This is a genomic window from Paraburkholderia madseniana (genome assembly GCF_009690905.1).
Taxonomy (GTDB): domain Bacteria; phylum Pseudomonadota; class Gammaproteobacteria; order Burkholderiales; family Burkholderiaceae; genus Paraburkholderia; species Paraburkholderia madseniana.
The window spans coordinates 105,982-121,823 of record NZ_VOSW01000006.1; the positions used below are offsets into that span (position 1 = coordinate 105,982).

Consider the following 15,842-nt stretch of genomic DNA (forward strand, 5'->3'; position numbering starts at 1 on the left):
CCTCCCCCCCTCCCCCCCCCCCCCCCCCCCCCACCGGCCCACAACCCCCCGCCCCCCCCCCCACCCCCGGCCGTCGCCGCGGCGGCCCCCCCCCCCCCCCCCCCTGCCGTTGCTGCTGTGGTGTTGCGCGGCTTGCCGCCGCGCGCTTTTGCAGACTTCGCTGAGGGGGAGCGCGTCACCACGTTAAGCCCGCGATTCCAGAACTGCGACAGCGGGTAGTGTCTTGCCCTCGAGGAACTCGAGGAAGGCGCCGCCGCCCGTCGAAATGTAGCTGACCTTGTCGTGGATGCCGTACTTGGCAATCGCCGCAAGCGTATCGCCGCCGCCTGCAATCGAGAACGCCGACGATTTGGCGATTGCGTCAGCCAGCGTCTTCGTACCGTTGCCGAACTGATCGAATTCGAACACGCCGACCGGACCGTTCCACACGATCGTGCCGGCTTTTTCCAGTTGCGCGGCGAGCACCTTGGCGGTTTCCGGTCCGATGTCGAGGATCATGTCGTCGTCTTCTACATCGGCGACAGCCTTCACTTCAGCCTTGGCAGTCGGCGAGAATTCTTTCGCCGTCACCACGTCGGTCGGGATCGGCACCGAGGCGCCGCGGGCTTTCGCTGCGTCGATGATGGCCTTGGCTTCGGCGACCAGATCGGCTTCGGCGAGCGACTTGCCGATCTTCAGGCCGGCCGCCAGCATGAACGTATTGGCGATGCCGCCGCCGACGATCAGCTGATCGACCTTGTCGGCCAGCGATTTCAGAATGGTCAGCTTGGTGGACACCTTCGAGCCGGCGACGATCGCCACCAGCGGACGCTTCGGCGCGCCCAGCGCCTTGCCGAGCGCTTCGAGCTCTGCCGCCAGCAGCGGGCCGGCGCAAGCGATCGGCGCGTATTTGGCGATGCCGTGCGTGGTGGCTTCGGCGCGGTGCGCAGTGCCGAATGCGTCGTTCACGTAGACGTCGCAGAGCTTCGCCATTTTCTGCGCGAGCTCGTCGGAATCCTTCTTTTCGCCCTTGTTGACGCGGCAGTTTTCCAGCAGCACGAACTGGCCCGGCGCGACGTTCACGCCGTTTTCGACCCAGTTGGCGACCAGCGGCACGTCACGGCCAAGCAGCTCGGCGAGGCGCTTCGCGACCGGCGCGAGCGAATCTTCCGGCTTGAACTCGCCTTCGGTCGGGCGGCCCAGGTGCGACGTGACCATCACGGCGGCGCCTGCGTCCAGCGCGGCCTTGATCGCCGGCACGGAAGCGCGGATGCGGGTGTCTTCGGTGATGTTGCCTTGATCGTCCTGCGGCACGTTCAGATCGGCGCGGATGAACACGCGTTTGCCGGACAGCTTGCCTTCGGCGATCAGATCGGAGAGACGCAATACCTTGTTCATGGGCGTGTATGTGCGAGTTGATGGGAAGGCGGTGGCGGACGACGCGCTGGACCTCAAGCGCGGCAAACTCCAGCGCTTCGGCACGGCAGCGGCTCCACTGAGTCGGGCGCCGGCGGCTAAGCCGCGGCGGTCGCGCCATGCAGCGGCGCGCTTATCCCGGAAACAGCCATTTTAACTTATCCACACGGCCTTCTGACCCGCAACCAGGCGAATGTCCCGTATTTGAAGAATGCGCCGCGCATGTCGCGGTGCAGCATTTTCGATCCAATCAATTACATGAAGAGGCGCAAGAGCGTGAACACGGCCATTCCCACCACAATCGTGCCAAGCATGGTGCGCCGCCACATAAACCACGCCAGACCGGACAGCGTCGCGTAAAACTCGTGATTCGAGGGCGCGAACGAGAGCCCCTCCGGCGTCGCCAGCACATCGGGCAGCACGACGGCGGCAAGCGCCGCAGCCGGCGCATAGCGCAGCATCCGCTGCACGCGCTCCGGCAAAACCGTGCGCTCGCCGCCGATTAGAAACATCGCGCGTGTCACCGCGGTGACGAAGGTCATGCCGATAATGGCCAGCCAGATCTGCGTGGATGTCATTGGGAATCTCCGGCGCTGTTACGGATGCGGCGCAAGTCGGCGCGCTCGACCATCAGGTCGGCCGCGCTGCCGGCGACAATCGCCGCAATTACCGCGAGCGGAAGTGCGAGCCGGTACGGCAGGTCGAAAGCGAGCAGCGACACCAGGCCGGCGATGCTGACCGCGACCAGCGTGGAGCGCGTGGCGATCGCCGACACCATGATGGGCAGCAGCGCCAGCGTGCCTGCCAGTGCGAGGCCCCAGTTGTCCGGAATCAGGCTCGCCAGCAGAATGCCGACGATCGACGAGACCTGCCACGACAACCAACTGCACACCGCCATGCCCCAGAAGTACGCCTCCTTGCCCGGCACGTAACCGGTCTGGAAGCTCTTCTTCTGGAACAGCAGATAGATCACGTCGCCGTTGAAGTAGCCGAGCACGATGCGGCGCCACATCGGCAGATAGGAAAAATGCGGCGCGAGACCGGCGCTGAAGATCACGAAACGCGTATTGACCATCGCGGCGGTGAGCAGCACGGTCCAGATCGGCAGCTTGGCAGCCAGCAACGGCAGCACGGCCAGTTGCGACGATCCGGCGTAGCAGAGCAGCGACATGGTGAGCGCCTGCGGCAGCGTGAGCACGGACTTGCTCATTGCGATGCCGGTGACGAGGCCCCAGGAGAAGATCGCCATCAGCGTGGGCGAATAGTCGCGCGCGCCCTCACGGAAGGAACGGCGATCGGTATCTGACAAGCGAGCGAGCATGAGGCGAAACGCGGGCGCCAAGCGGCGGCGCAACGAAGGGAGGTCGGCGCCAGGTCGTCAAGCACCCGCTGGCGCATCCGGATTTGAATTATGCGTGCGCCGAATTATAGCGCCCGGGATGCGGCCAAATGCCCGTTCCTTGTGCAAAAGACGCTAAAATAACGCTCTTTCACCGCACCGCTGGAGAATCGTATGTCAATGGCCGATCGCGACGGCAAGATCTGGATGGATGGCAAGCTCATCGACTGGCGCGACGCCAAGATCCACGTGCTTACCCACACGTTGCATTACGGCATGGGCGTTTTCGAAGGCGTACGCGCCTACAAGACGGCTGACGGCGGCACGGCGATTTTCCGCCTCCAGGAACACACCAAGCGCCTCTTGAATTCGGCCAAGATTTTCCAGATGGACGTGCCGTTCGACCACGAAACGCTGGCCGCGGCTCAGTGCGAAGTGGTCCGTGAAAACAAGCTGGAATCCTGCTACCTGCGCCCGATCATCTGGGTCGGCTCGGAAAAGCTCGGCGTGTCGGCCAAGGGCAACACGATCCACGTGGCGATCGCCGCCTGGCCGTGGGGCGCTTACCTCGGCGAAGACGGTATCGCCAAGGGCATCCGCGTGAAGACCTCGTCGTTCACGCGCCATCACGTGAACGTGTCGATGGTCCGCGCCAAGGCGTCGGGCTGGTACGTGAACTCGATCCTCGCCAACCAGGAAGCGATTGCCGACGGTTACGACGAAGCGCTGCTGCTGGACGTGGACGGCTATGTGTCGGAAGGCTCCGGCGAGAACTTCTTCCTCGTGAACAACGGCAAGCTGTACACACCGGACCTGGCGTCGTGCCTCGACGGCATCACCCGCGACACGGTCATCACGCTGGCGCGCGACGCGGGCATCCAGGTGATCGAAAAACGCATCACGCGCGACGAGGTCTATACCTGCGACGAAGCGTTCTTCACCGGCACCGCCGCGGAAGTCACGCCGATCCGCGAGCTCGACAACCGCACGATCGGCTCGGGCGCACGCGGCCCGATCACCGAGAAGCTGCAATCCGGCTTCTTCGATATCGTGAATGGCAAGAGCGACAAGTACGCGCACTGGCTCACCAAGATCTAACGCGCGCTGCGCCGGCCTTTGGCCCGAGCCTTTTGTCGGCGCAACGCATGCACCCTGCATACAACGAGAAAGTCCCCATGAGCGAAATCAAGGAAATGCCGCTGGTCGAATTGTCGGCGAAGGATCTGCCGGCGTACTGCCCGAACCCGGCCATGCCGCGCTGGAGCGCGCATCCGCGTGTCTTTATCGACGTCACGCACGGCGAAGCGAAATGCCCGTATTGCAGCACGCGTTACAAGCTGCGCGACGGCGAAGTGGTCAAGGGTCACTGATCTTGAGCACTGCGCACTGAGCGCTGATCGTTTGCGGCGCTGCTTGCGGCCCTCTTTGCTGGCGCGCCTGCTGCCTGATTCGGCATGTGACGGACCGGCTGAGCTTTTGCAGCAGGTGGCGGCAACGCAATCGCTTCGCAGCAACGCCGCAGCCGCGGCGGGACCAGTCATGCCGGATCCGCGCCGCAAGGCTCGCGGCTTTTCCCCTTTTACCCAATCGAACGCCACGCGCATGGTTCGCGCGGCGCTTCGTTTCGACACCGGACACCCACTCTGATGCGTCGCGCGTTGGTTATCGCACCGAACTGGATCGGTGACGCATTGATGGCGCAGCCGCTGTTTGCGCGCCTCGTGAAATTGCATCCGCGCATCGTGATCGACGCGGTCGCGCCCTCGTGGGTCGCGCCCGTGCTCGAACGCATGCCCGAGATCCGCGACGTCTACGCAACGGACCTCGCGCACGGCAAGCTGCAGATGCTGCGCCGCTGGCAGCTCGCGAGCGACTTGCGCGATGTCGGCTACGACGCGGCCTATGTCTTGCCGAATTCGCTCAAGTCGGCGCTGATTCCGTGGATGGCGGGCATTCCGCTGCGCATCGGCTACACCGGCGAGAGCCGCTACGGCTTGCTGAACGTGCGCCACGGGAATCCGCGCAAAGATGAACGCCCGCCGATGGTCGGCCACTACGCCGCCCTCGCCTACGCGCAAGGCGCCAAGGTCCCCGACGACCTGCCGATGCCGCGGCTCGACGCGGATCTGAACGAAGCGTCGCGGGTCTCGGCGCGCTTCAATCTGGATACGCGTGTGCCGCTGCTGGTGTTCTGCCCGGGTGCCGAGTACGGTCCGGCCAAGCGATGGCCGCCCGAGCATTTCGCATCGCTCGCGCAGATCGTCGGCCAGTCGTTCCCCTACACGCAGATCGTCGCGCTCGGCTCGCCGAAAGACGCGCCGCTTGCCCAGGCCATCGCCGAAAAAGCGCCGAACGTGCGTAACCTGTGCGGCCAGACCGCGCTGAGCGAGGCCTGCGCGCTGATCTCGCGGGCCAACGCCGTCGTCACCAACGATTCCGGCCTGATGCACGTGGCCGCCGCGCTGCGCCGGCCGCTGGTGGCCGTGTACGGTTCGACCGATCCGCGCCACACGCCGCCCTTGTCCGAGCTCGCGAAGGTACAATGGCTTCATCTCGAATGCAGCCCCTGTTTTCAGCGCGAGTGTCCGCTCGGGCATCTGAACTGCCTGAAGCAGTTGAGTGCCGAGCAGGTGTTCGGCGATTTGCGCGGCATGTTGCTTGCGCAACGTTGAACCAAACTGATTCGGCTGATACTTGCACGCAACACCGCACGCCCTGAGCGCGTCGCGTCATGTTCGCGCCTTGCGGCGCGGGCATCCTCGCGCTTGGGTGCGATTGTCCGGTGCTCCGGACTGTCCCGCTGACCGCTGCCCCGCAACCGCGCGCCGCGCACAAGAGACTGACGAGCCATGCCACGTTTTGCCCATATCTTCGAAGCCGCCGCCGATACGCTGAACGCCTACTACCAGGCCATCGCCGAGGTGAATATCGACAGCTTGATGGGCCTGTGGATCGACGAGGAATTCGTCAGTTGCATCTGCGCCGACGGCTCCCACCTGCACGGCCTCGACAGCATTCGCGCCGGCTTGCAAATCCAGCTCGAAACCTCGCCCGTTTCGATTGAACCTCTCGACATTCGCGTCTACGACAGCCTTGGCACCGTCGTCTACGCCATTGCCGAAGCGCACCGCCCGGCCGATCCGAAGGCGGCGCCCACGATGGTGTTCACCACTTACGTGATGGTCCACGAGCGCGGCGAATGGCGCATTGCGCATATTCACGCGAGTCCGATGCCGAACGAGGCCGCCAGTCAGTTCGCGACCAAGATGCGGCATGGCCAGGGGTCGCTGCACTGACGCCTGACGGGCGCATTTCGCTTGTTTCACCGGTTCTATCTTTTTGTTTTGACGCTGGCATGAGCACGCCCCGCAGGAAGTCATCCGTCCCGAACGATTCCCACATGGGGGATTGGGAGACGACGCACCATCAATCCGCCTCTGCCGGCGCAGCACGCGCCACGGCCGCCGTCGGGGCCACCGTCGAGCTGCTCTACCGCGCACCGCTCTGGCTGCCGAACCGGCATGTGCAGACCATTGTCCCGGCGCTGTTTGCGCGCCGCCCGGCGATCGCGTTCCGGCGCGAACGCTGGGATACGCCGGATGGCGATTTCATCGATCTCGATTGGGTGGTGCATGACGGCACGCCTGCCTCAGCGCTCGCCCCTGCCACGCCCGCCAGGATTCCTGCAGACGACGCGCCGCTGTTCGTGCTATTTCACGGCCTCGAAGGCAGTTCCATGTCGCACTACGCCGCCACGTTGATGGCGGCCGCGCGCGAGTACGGCTGGCACGGCGTGGTGCCGCACTTTCGTAGCTGCAGCGGGCCATTGAACCGCTTGCCGCGTTTCTATCATCTCGCCGACAGCAACGAAGTCGACTGGATCCTGCGGCGCTTGCGCGCCACGCATCGCGGGCCGATCGTGGCGGCGGGCGTGTCGCTCGGCGGCAATGTGCTGCTGCGCTGGCTCGGCGAGCGGCGCGAAGATGCGTCGCCGGTGCTCGCGGCCGCCGCGGCGATTTCGACGCCGATCGACGTGCACGCCGGCGGCCGCGCGTTGTCGCAGGGCTTCGGCATGATCTACACGCGCAGTTTCCTGAAGACGCTGAAGCAGAAGGCCGAGCAAAAGCTGGCGCAATTTCCGGGACTGTTCGACCGCGACACCATGCTGGCGAGCCGCACAATGTACGACTTCGACAACGTGGTGACAGCGCCGCTGCACGGCTTTCGCGATACTAACGACTACTGGAGCCGCGCGACCACACGACCGTTGCTGCCCGGGATCGCAGTGCCGACTCTGGTGCTGAATGCGCGCAACGACCCGTTCTTGCCGGCCGAAGCGTTACCGGCAAGGCACGAGGTGTCGGCGGCGGTAGAACTCGATCAACCCGAACACGGCGGTCACGCCGGCTTTATGACCGGGCCGTTTCCGGGCCGCATCGACTGGTTGTCGCGGCGCGTGCTCGGCTATCTGGAGCAGTACGTCGATCATGGATGACATCGTCAAGCAGGCCTTGGCCAAATGGCCGAACGTGCCGAGTTGCACGGGATGGTTGATGTTGGACCGGCGCGGTAACTGGCGCATGCGGGATGAGGCCGCCCAGGCCAGCGGTACGCCAGGTACGGCGATCCGGCACGAGGCGTTGCTCGGGTTTATCAACCGGAATTACGACGCCGACGAACGCGGGCAGTGGTTTTTCCAGAACGGCCCGCAACGGGTGTATATCGAGTTGGGCTATACGCCGTGGGTGGTGAGGTTGTCTGCCGATGCCGCTGGCGTGCTTTCCTTGACGGACCAGGCCGGCGGGGCCTTCGAGCCAACGGCCGTGTTTGTCGACGATGAAGGTGGGATTCTGTTCGTCGATGGCTCGACGCCGCCGAGAGTCGCGGTTTTGCACGATCATGACCTCGAGGTTTTTTCCGACCACGCAGCGTTGGGCGATGACTCGATGAGCGGGGCGTTTCGCTGGAACAATGGGGTTGTGTTGCCCTTGCAGGACGTGCAGCGAAGTGAGGTTGCCGCGCGGTTTGGGTTTGTCGATAGTCCGGCGGCACACGTCTAGGTCGTTTGCCTGCTTATTTATCGCCTGGTTCTTTTGCATACCTCGCGTTCCGATCGGATAGCGCAAGCCCGCAACCCCTAACTCTTCTCGTCAAGCCGCTCCTCTTTATAGCGGCTCTCCATTTCATGTAACCGGGCGTCGACGGTCGCAAGATCGTAGTAGCCGATCGTCTTCAGATCCCGCGCTTCCTTCAGTTGCCGGATGGCCGACGGCCACGCCCCCTCGAGCGCGAATTTTTCGGCGAGCGCCCGATGCTGTGTCAACGCATCGCCGCTGCCGGCGCTTGCCTGCGCGAGATACATCCACCAGGCAGGCTGATCGGGCTGTGCACGCGTTTCCTTCCGGGCCAAAGCCTGCGCGTCGGCGAATCGCTTCAAGGTCAGCAAGGTCTGGATATGCATGTCGATTGCGGCATTCGACTGCGGCCAGCGCTTCTGCGCAAACTCGGCCAGCCGTGCCGCCTCGTCATCACGCCCGGCGCGGCGTGCGACGTCGGCCGCCAGCACGTCGAGGCTCGGCGAACTGCGCATGGGCTCGCCTTCACCGCGTTCGCCCGCGACAAATGCCGCACGCGACGAAGCCAGCGACGCCACCGCATCGTCGTAACGCTCGAGCAGCATCTGCCCATACGCAATCCCGTACCAGTTCGCGGCGACGTTCACCGCGGTACGTTCCTCGATTTCGGAGCGCAGGCGCGAAACCTCGTCCGCGTATTCACTGCGCGAGCGGTCCTGCAGCAAGCGCGCCCGAGCCCGCACGAAGCCGTATTCGGAGGTCTGATGCGGTTGCCGGTAAGGCGCGCGGCGCGCACGGTCCTCCATGTCGGCGATCCGCTCGCCGGTCAGCGGGTGGGTACGCGCATAAGCCGGCATGCCGGTGTCGCTCATCGCCGCGCGATCGAGGCGGCCGAAAAACGTCGTCATCGCGTAGGGGTCGTAGCCGGCGCCGGCCAGCAGCAGAAAGCCGACGCGGTCCGCTTCATGCTCGGCGGAGCGCGAGAAACGCAACTGGTTGTCGACCGCATAGGCCTGGCCGCCGATCGCAATCGCGCTGCCAAGGTCGCCGCTGTGGGCGAGCACGCCCGCCAGAATGCCGAACAACAGGCCGGCGAGCGCGGCATAGCCGCTGCGCTCGCCGGTGGTGATCATCCGCGAAATGTGCCGCTGCAAGACGTGCCCCATCTCGTGACCGAGTACGGAGGCGAGTTCGGACTCGGTTTGCGTCGTCACGATCAAACCGGTGTTCACGCCGATAAAACCGCCTGGCAGCGAGAAGGCGTTGATTTGCGTGTCGCGGACCGCGAACAGCTCGAAGTCCGGACGATAGCCGCCGATGTAGAGCGCGCTCGCCGCCGCGGAGAGTTTCGCGGCGACCGAGTTCAGATAGTCGCGCACGAGCCAGTCCTCGAGATAGTCGGGGTCGCGACGCAACTCGCGCATCACGCGTTCGCCGAGCTTGCGCTCGGCTTGCGGCGTCAGCGAGCCGGAGCCGCCATTGCCGAGGTCGGGCAGTTGCTGCGTGACGATCGGGGTGCGCCAGTTGGTGGTCGCGCCTGGGTTGCCGGAGAAGCGGTTCTGCGCGCCGCCATAGACGCCAAATACGCCTTGGGCGATGTCGGGCGGCACGACGGGGTCGGCAAAAGTTTCGACCGGGCCGCTTTCCAACGGCGGTTCGGCGGGCTGTATGTTGAGCGCGAGGGTCGTGCCCGTGTTGGTGTTCGCATTCGATGCGCCACGCGATTGCGGGTACACACCCGGCGGTGCCGCGAGCGCGACAGACAACAACGCAGCAAGAAACCGTTTCGAACGCATCGCGAGCTCGATATGACGAAGTCGAAAAGCGGCGCCCGCCGCTCGGACTAAGATAGCGGGCATACGGTGATTGTAATCATCTCGACTCGCCCAATCACGCTGCTATGATAGGCGCCCTCTGAAGGAGCCCAACCATGCCTGAACTCACTCATTTCGACGCGGCCGGCCAGGCGCATATGGTGGACGTCGGCAGCAAGCAGGAGACCAAGCGCATCGCGATCGCGCGCGGCTCGATTCGCATGCTGCCGGAGACGTTCGCGCTGATCCGTGATGGCAACGCCAAAAAAGGCGACGTGATCGGAATCGCGCGCATCGCCGCGATTCAAGGCTCGAAGCGCACCGCCGATCTGATCCCGCTATGTCACCCGCTCGCGCTGACCCGCGTGAAAGTGGACTTCGAGCTCGATGAAACGTTGCCCGGCGTGCATTGCACGGTGCAAGTGGAAACGCTGGGACGCACGGGCGTGGAGATGGAAGCGCTAACCGCCGTGCAGGTCGGACTGCTGACCGTGTACGACATGTGCAAGGCGGTGGATCGTGGTATGACGATCACCGATGTGAAGGTGCTGGAGAAGCACGGCGGGAAGTCGGGGGATTGGGTGGCGGAGAGTTAAGACATTGTTTTTACAGTCTTAATTCGACGCTTCGCTTGATTCTGCAGCGCAACCATCGCCTGACAGAATCGCTACAAATCTGACTGCTGACATACGAAAACTCGATCTTGCTCCAATCCTGCTCCACTTAGGAACAGGAATGGCCGCTATACACCGCAGAAAAGACAAATGGCAGGTACGCATTCGCCGTAAGGGGTTTCCGGTCGAAGTAAAGACCTTCAACACCCGCGCCGATGCGGAACAGTGGGCGCGATCCGTCGAAACCGAGATGGATCGTGGGAGTTTCGTCAGTCGCAGTGAAGCCGAAGCGAACACGCTCGAAGACATCATTGAGCACTACATCACCGACGTTTGCCCCACAAGGCGCAGCGGTGCGGATGAAATATCGCGGCTTCGCGCTACCTGCCGCACCAAACTCGCGAAACTCAGCATGACCGCGTTGACCCCGAAGGCAGTTGCGGCTTATCGGGACGAACGGCTGAAAAAAGTGAAGCCAGCCACAGTAATTCGGGAACTGGCGTATCTATCGGCGATCATCAATCACGCCCGTCGTGAGTGGGACATCAACATTGCGAACCCGGTCACACTGGTTCGTAAACCGCCTTCGCCGCAAGGTCGAGATCGTGTGCTCACCACCGACGAAGAAACGCGCCTTCTTGTTGCAATGATTCCGACCGAAAGGCGGAGCGTATGGCTGCTTCCGGCAACAATCCTGAGCTTAGAAACGGCAATGAGACGCGGCGAATTGATTGAATTGCGGTGGTCGAACGTCAATCTCGACGCCCAGACCGCGTACTTGCCGATCACGAAGAACGGGACAGCGCGAACCGTCCCGTTGTCCAAGAAGGCAGTAAGCATCTTGGCCGACCTACCGCGTTCCATCGATGGCTGGGTAATTCCGGTCAAAGGCAACACGCTACACGCTGCCTTCAGGAAGGCGTGCAAACGTGCAGGCATCAAGGACTTCCACTGGCACGACCTTCGGCATACGGCCATCACACGATTGGCGCAGAAGTTGCCAAATTTGATTGAACTCGCGGCGGTGTCGGGACACCGGAACTTAGGGATGTTGAAGCGGTACTACCATCCATCCGCAGCCGACTTGGCACGAAAGCTAGGCTGATCCGTCAGTGCACCAGTTCGCCACTGGCTGGCCCTGATCCAGTGTCGGCAGCGGCGGACGCCACACTCGGCACGCCGAAATCGATCAAGCCGTCGTCGTTGTAGGTCTGGACGATGAATGCCAGCAGCGACGCGAACCGATTGACGACGGCGACGAAGTTTCCGGCAATCAGGCCGTGGGCGTAAGGCAGGACGTAGGCCACAGACAGGTCTTCGTCCTGATCGACAGTGAACACCGGCAGGAACACTTCTTCATTCAGCCGCCGCGCCAGTTCGTGCTTCTGGGTGATGGGTGCCTGCCGATTCAGCGGTAGGTACGTGCTGACCCGCACGAACTTCCGGTCCGCCATGAGTGAGATGCGATAGCCGATGCCGTTCTCGGTCCGCAATCAGATGCCGTCAGACTGCACCTTGTAGGGCACCAAGCCGCTATCTCGGAGATGTGAATCAAGGGTTTCGATGGTGATGTCGGATTCAGCGAAGGTTTTCGTCAAATAGGTTCTCCCGTTAGTTTGGAATCTCGTGAAGCGAAAGCACCATGCGGCATGCGCTCATGACATCGCCATGAATTGACGGATCAACGGTTCGCCGATGTCGAAACCCCGCAACTGTTCCAACCATCGCGCCGGAATGCCATCGATGCCGTATTTGTACCGGCCAGACCGCATTGAACGCATATGGAAGCATGGTTCGCGTGACCGATATGGTCAGGGAACTGTTGCAAAAAAGCGTCATCCTTCCGCCGAAAAGAGCCTATAAAACGCCGCTTTTCATCGCACACCGCCCCGGTAGCCTTGCAGAACGGGCGCATCGAAAAAATTACCGATTTCGCCTAAGTTAAGTAGCGTTTTCCCGATTTAAAAAGTCGGCACAATAGGAAGACAGTATCGGAATGGCAAGCGCAATAGTATGAAGAAATGAGCAAGGTGACGCGACCGGGAGAAGTAATTGGCTGAGCTTTTTACTGTTGTGGTTCGGCTCACCGTCGCGTTTGGTTTCGCGGTGGCCCTGATAACTTCATTCGTGCTAGGCGTTGAGGCGCTGCTGTGCATGCTGGGCCGTCGAAATGGGCGCCGCCGCAACCTGCGTCGCTATCGGCGCACCTGACCTTCAGATCGAGATGCCGACTCTCAAATAGACCGGGACGTAACAGACGGGGATGCGCCGCGAAAGCGAACCCGTGATTCTCAACGACAGACTTTATGAGCAGCGGCGTCTCGTCAGCGGAGCGTGACCCGAACCTGTTGTACATGAGCGCGATCCCGAACAATGGTGAATCAGGCGGTGTTCCGCAGCGCTAAAGTCGTGCTTATTGTGTGTGACAAACGCAAACCGCTGGCCAGCACCGCTCATCGTTCGTACACACTCGAAGTACGTTTCGATCTCGCCAGAAACGAAGCAATCAACGGCTCAACAAGGTCGAAGCCCCGAAGCTGTTCAAGCCAACGCTGCGGAACACCAGCTAGGCCAAATTTGATACCGGCCAGACCGCCAGCTACGGCAGCGGTTGTATCGGTATCGTTCCCAAACTGGATCGCAGCACGGATAGAATTTTCAAACGATCCTTCTTCTAGTGCCTTTCGCGCCGACCAGAGTGTATCGAGAACATAGCCGCTGCCACGCGGTGTGTCGGTCTTCGGGAACTGTCGCAGCACGTCCAGTTGCTTCAGGAACGCGGCTCTCTCCTGCTTGTCGGCCCATGTCTCATAAATGACTTCGAGACGACCGTCCGCATGTGACCAAGGGTCTGCGAGCTTCTGCAAATAACCCTTTGCGAGTAGAACATAGAACGCGGATGCGACAAGGGAACGCGGGTGAGCGTGCGTAGGTAACGACTGAAGATGGGCGTCTCGGACCAAGGCTTCGTCAGTCCCCGTGTGCCAAAGTGCTAGCGGGAGCGTTCTCATGATCCCACCATTCCCGTTTTCGAATTTACCCTTTCCGCCCGATTCACCCGGTGACACACCATCGCGAAGCCGGTTCAAACTGGCGGCGGTCTGAATCCCACAGTCGAAAACGTCGCCGTCAACAGCCATGTACCCATCGTCGAACCATCGCAGCAGTCGGTCAGCGAAGTCCGTCAGTGAGAATTTCCCACATCCGAGAAGGCTGGCGAGCAGGCAAAGTGCCTGCGCACCGTCGTCGGAATACGTACCGACCGGCACACCGGCATGTGACCGCCTAAAGCCGACTGGCGTGGTCATCTCAATCTGGTCGCGTGACGGAATCTGTTCCGGCTTCTTGAATTCAAATCCAACGCCAAGCGCATCCCCGACAAGCAGACCGACCAGCCCTGCAATTCGGGCATCAGTGCATCCGCGCAGCCCGATGAACCCCATTTCATTCCCCATTGATTCTCCCCTTCAACAAACGTAGCTACGGCACCGGCTGGCGCGATGGTACGGGCAACGTGCCGATAAAACGAAAAACGGACGACTCGGCATCACCTGCCAAGCAACAGCCGGTCATGCGCGAGTCGTCCGTCCATCACGCGACGGTCATTCAGTCAATGTACCGCCAGTTGTTGTCATACTCCGTTTCACCGACGCTCCACCGCAACTACACAAGGCGAGACGCACCGGTTTGTAGCGCAGGGAACGTACACGCTGTGCTGCATTCCTGCACGCCATATTGATCGATCCCGGCTGTCACTGATGATGTGTACTGCCCTGAAGAAGCAAACGAAGCGGGACCATTCCAAAATCCATTGACTTCGGTTTGCGGTGTAACGCCGGTGCCCGGATTGTCTTGAATCTGGGTAGCCAAGACTAGTGGCGCGATGTTCTGACCGTTAACGATGTTTGACCACGAAAGGCCAACTGACGATTGTCCACTCGCAAGTGCGCCGCTCGGAGTCAAAAAGTCATTTTGCACACTGGTCGCAAGGGTCTGCCATGCAACGCCAGCACCCGCCGCCGCGCTTATCGGTGGCGTGCTATTCACAACGCCGGTCGGCCGGCCGATCTGCGTCCCGGTCGAGTCATAGAACGTGACCGTGTACGTGGCGAACTGCGGCACCGTGGTCAAGTCAACCGGCGACTGCGCATAGAACCCGCGTCTACCGGTCGGCGGGCTGTAAGTGCCAGTCGCACCGGGCAATGCCTGCCATGACCATCGATAGGTGTTCGCATTCGAACTCGACGTGACACCGCCAGTGGGGACACCCGTCTGCACGTTTGTTGTCAGTGCGAGATTGCCGTTCCCCGAACCAGTACGCGGCACAAGATACAAAGTACCGTTGATGCCCCGACCCGTTACCGAAGCGGAAGCAAGGTTCGCAGGATTCGGCCCACCGACCGGAATGCTGATATTCAGGCCAGATTCGTACCGGCTGTACTGCGCGTCATTCGGATCAAGGAACTGCCAGCGGCTCAGATACGATGAGATGGTGACGTTGTATTGCTGCTGGTTTCCGATGATGTCCCAAGCCCCACCGGATGTTTGCTGGACGACGGTCAATTCCGTACCGGCGACGCCACCGGTTGTCGTGTATGGGATCGAAACCAGCGCTTCCTGAACGCCACCTGTACCAGTGAAGAATTCAAGGGTCTGCGGCGTCCCAATCGTCACGCCTGTCGCAGAAATCTTCGGGTGCGCGGTCGCGAAGGTGGTAAAGCCGTTTTCCTTGTAGTTGGCATCAACGGCTTGCGTGCAGGCCGAAGACGTTCCTGCAAGGCACTGCGTGAGCACCGTCATGACTTGCGACAGATACGCCGCTGATGCAGGTGGCGCGGCCAGCGGTGTCGATACCGATGTCGATTGGTTCAACGCAATACCGTTTGACGGTGCCGCCGACGAGATGATCTGTGTGCCGCCGTTCGGCGCAGGAACCACCTGTACAGCATCGATCACTGCATCGGCACCGGTCTGATTCGCCGTGAACATCGTGCCGACTGGATCGAACGAACCCGCCTTGATGCCATTCGCGGGCAGGATGTTGGACAGCGCGGTATTCAACTTGGCGACGGCAGCCGTGACCGAACCGGTCTGCGCCAGCGACGACAGACTGCCGCTGCCCGCCAATTCCAATGCGTTCCCGCTCGTCGTGAGAAGTGCTGCCACGGCTGTGGTCAGTGTCGTGACGTTCCCGATCACAGGCGCTGTCGTGCCCGTAGGGATGCTGGCAACAACTGACGCCAGCGCCGGATGCACACCGGTCGGATCGGACGCGACGATCAACAGCGGCGCGGTCAGCCCCGCCAGAGAGATTGTGTAATTGCCCGATGCGTCACTGGTCGTCGTGACGCTCTTGCCATTGGCGTCGATTACCGTGATGTTTGCACCAGAGATCGCGCCACCGACCGCAACGGTCCCGGCCAACGAACTTGGCGTCGCATTACTCGTAGTGGATGCGGTCGTGCTGGTTGAACCGCCACCACCGCATGCAGCCAAGACGGATACTGCGATAGCTGCCACTGCTGTGAGACGAAGCCCCGATTTCACCTGTCGTTCTGCTCTTTTTTGTTTCATGTAGACCTTTGCTCTCAAGTTGTCTTTATAG

15 protein-coding genes are annotated in these 15,842 nt (G+C 61.9%); 8 read left to right on the forward strand and 7 right to left on the reverse strand.

What is annotated here, in order from left to right; translation table 11 throughout:
• Positions 1-183 precede the first annotated feature (183 nt).
• From FSO04_RS05150 to FSO04_RS05160, 3 genes are all read right to left on the reverse strand, one after another.
• The gene (locus FSO04_RS05150) at positions 184-1,377 is read right to left on the reverse strand and encodes a phosphoglycerate kinase (RefSeq protein WP_154558672.1); all 1,194 of its coding nucleotides are present in this window, start codon (positions 1,375-1,377) and stop codon (positions 184-186) included.
• Between the two features lie 272 nt (positions 1,378-1,649).
• Positions 1,650-1,973: an AzlD domain-containing protein gene (locus tag FSO04_RS05155; protein ID WP_154558673.1), complete on the reverse strand. Its 324-nt coding sequence runs from the start codon at positions 1,971-1,973 to the stop codon at positions 1,650-1,652.
• Positions 1,970-2,716: an AzlC family ABC transporter permease gene (locus tag FSO04_RS05160; protein WP_154558674.1), complete on the reverse strand. Its 747-nt coding sequence runs from the start codon at positions 2,714-2,716 to the stop codon at positions 1,970-1,972. The genes FSO04_RS05155 and FSO04_RS05160 overlap by 4 nt, the downstream gene beginning before the upstream one ends.
• A 192-nt stretch (positions 2,717-2,908) precedes the next feature.
• Here FSO04_RS05160 and FSO04_RS05165 point away from each other — a divergent pair, with 192 nt between their 5' ends.
• From FSO04_RS05165 to FSO04_RS05190, 6 genes are all read left to right on the forward strand, one after another.
• The gene (locus FSO04_RS05165) at positions 2,909-3,832 is read left to right on the forward strand and encodes a branched-chain amino acid transaminase (protein ID WP_097390330.1); all 924 of its coding nucleotides are present in this window, start codon (positions 2,909-2,911) and stop codon (positions 3,830-3,832) included.
• 77 nt (positions 3,833-3,909) lie between these two features.
• A complete protein-coding gene (locus tag FSO04_RS05170) occupies positions 3,910-4,104 on the forward strand; it encodes a zinc-finger domain-containing protein (RefSeq protein ID WP_007180502.1) in 195 nt (64 codons plus the stop codon).
• 276 nt (positions 4,105-4,380) lie between these two features.
• Positions 4,381-5,406, forward strand: a complete 1,026-nt coding sequence (waaF, locus tag FSO04_RS05175) for a lipopolysaccharide heptosyltransferase II (protein ID WP_154558675.1) — start codon at positions 4,381-4,383, stop codon at positions 5,404-5,406.
• Positions 5,407-5,583: 177 nt separating this feature from the next.
• Positions 5,584-6,030, forward strand: a complete 447-nt coding sequence (locus tag FSO04_RS05180) for a nuclear transport factor 2 family protein (RefSeq protein ID WP_154558676.1) — start codon at positions 5,584-5,586, stop codon at positions 6,028-6,030.
• 104 nt (positions 6,031-6,134) lie between these two features.
• Positions 6,135-7,229, forward strand: coding sequence for a hydrolase (locus FSO04_RS05185; protein WP_233464748.1), 1,095 nt, complete (start codon positions 6,135-6,137; stop codon positions 7,227-7,229).
• Positions 7,222-7,794, forward strand: a complete 573-nt coding sequence (locus FSO04_RS05190) for a DUF2946 family protein (RefSeq protein WP_154558678.1) — start codon at positions 7,222-7,224, stop codon at positions 7,792-7,794. The genes FSO04_RS05185 and FSO04_RS05190 overlap by 8 nt, the downstream gene beginning before the upstream one ends.
• 77 nt (positions 7,795-7,871) lie before the next feature.
• Here FSO04_RS05190 and FSO04_RS05195 read toward each other — a convergent pair whose 3' ends face one another.
• Positions 7,872-9,605, reverse strand: coding sequence for a M48 family metalloprotease (locus FSO04_RS05195; protein WP_154558679.1), 1,734 nt, complete (start codon positions 9,603-9,605; stop codon positions 7,872-7,874).
• Positions 9,606-9,739: 134 nt separating this feature from the next.
• Here FSO04_RS05195 and moaC point away from each other — a divergent pair, with 134 nt between their 5' ends.
• The gene (gene moaC / locus FSO04_RS05200; RefSeq protein WP_154558680.1) at positions 9,740-10,219 is read left to right on the forward strand and encodes a cyclic pyranopterin monophosphate synthase MoaC; all 480 of its coding nucleotides are present in this window, start codon (positions 9,740-9,742) and stop codon (positions 10,217-10,219) included.
• A 139-nt stretch (positions 10,220-10,358) separates the two neighbouring features.
• Positions 10,359-11,342, forward strand: a complete 984-nt coding sequence (locus FSO04_RS05205; protein WP_154558681.1) for a tyrosine-type recombinase/integrase — start codon at positions 10,359-10,361, stop codon at positions 11,340-11,342.
• Positions 11,343-11,346: 4 nt separating this feature from the next.
• Here FSO04_RS05205 and FSO04_RS05210 read toward each other — a convergent pair whose 3' ends face one another.
• From FSO04_RS05210 to FSO04_RS05220, 3 genes are all read right to left on the reverse strand, one after another.
• Entirely contained in the window at positions 11,347-11,730 is a 384-nt protein-coding gene (locus FSO04_RS05210) for a YbjN domain-containing protein (RefSeq protein ID WP_154558682.1), read from the reverse strand.
• A gap of 960 nt (positions 11,731-12,690) precedes the next feature.
• Positions 12,691-13,692, reverse strand: a complete 1,002-nt coding sequence (locus tag FSO04_RS05215; protein ID WP_154558683.1) for an ADP-ribosylglycohydrolase family protein — start codon at positions 13,690-13,692, stop codon at positions 12,691-12,693.
• A 208-nt stretch (positions 13,693-13,900) separates the two neighbouring features.
• Positions 13,901-15,661: a hypothetical protein gene (locus FSO04_RS05220; protein ID WP_154558684.1), complete on the reverse strand. Its 1,761-nt coding sequence runs from the start codon at positions 15,659-15,661 to the stop codon at positions 13,901-13,903.
• Positions 15,662-15,842 lie beyond the last annotated feature (181 nt).

Bases quoted from the DNA above. Each gene is read 5' to 3' on its own strand.
- FSO04_RS05150 (WP_154558672.1), bottom strand. From the start codon at position 1,377: ATGAACAAGGTATTGCGTCTCTCCGATCTGATCGCCGAAGGCAAGCTG.
- FSO04_RS05155 (WP_154558673.1), bottom strand. From the start codon at position 1,973: ATGACATCCACGCAGATCTGGCTGGCCATTATCGGCATGACCTTCGTC.
- FSO04_RS05160 (WP_154558674.1), bottom strand. From the start codon at position 2,716: ATGCTCGCTCGCTTGTCAGATACCGATCGCCGTTCCTTCCGTGAGGGC.
- FSO04_RS05165 (WP_097390330.1), top strand. From the start codon at position 2,909: ATGTCAATGGCCGATCGCGACGGCAAGATCTGGATGGATGGCAAGCTC.
- FSO04_RS05170 (WP_007180502.1), top strand. From the start codon at position 3,910: ATGAGCGAAATCAAGGAAATGCCGCTGGTCGAATTGTCGGCGAAGGAT.
- waaF (WP_154558675.1), top strand. From the start codon at position 4,381: ATGCGTCGCGCGTTGGTTATCGCACCGAACTGGATCGGTGACGCATTG.
- FSO04_RS05180 (WP_154558676.1), top strand. From the start codon at position 5,584: ATGCCACGTTTTGCCCATATCTTCGAAGCCGCCGCCGATACGCTGAAC.
- FSO04_RS05185 (WP_233464748.1), top strand. From the start codon at position 6,135: ATGGGGGATTGGGAGACGACGCACCATCAATCCGCCTCTGCCGGCGCA.
- FSO04_RS05190 (WP_154558678.1), top strand. From the start codon at position 7,222: ATGGATGACATCGTCAAGCAGGCCTTGGCCAAATGGCCGAACGTGCCG.
- FSO04_RS05195 (WP_154558679.1), bottom strand. From the start codon at position 9,605: ATGCGTTCGAAACGGTTTCTTGCTGCGTTGTTGTCTGTCGCGCTCGCG.
- moaC (WP_154558680.1), top strand. From the start codon at position 9,740: ATGCCTGAACTCACTCATTTCGACGCGGCCGGCCAGGCGCATATGGTG.
- FSO04_RS05205 (WP_154558681.1), top strand. From the start codon at position 10,359: ATGGCCGCTATACACCGCAGAAAAGACAAATGGCAGGTACGCATTCGC.
- FSO04_RS05215 (WP_154558683.1), bottom strand. From the start codon at position 13,692: ATGGGGAATGAAATGGGGTTCATCGGGCTGCGCGGATGCACTGATGCC.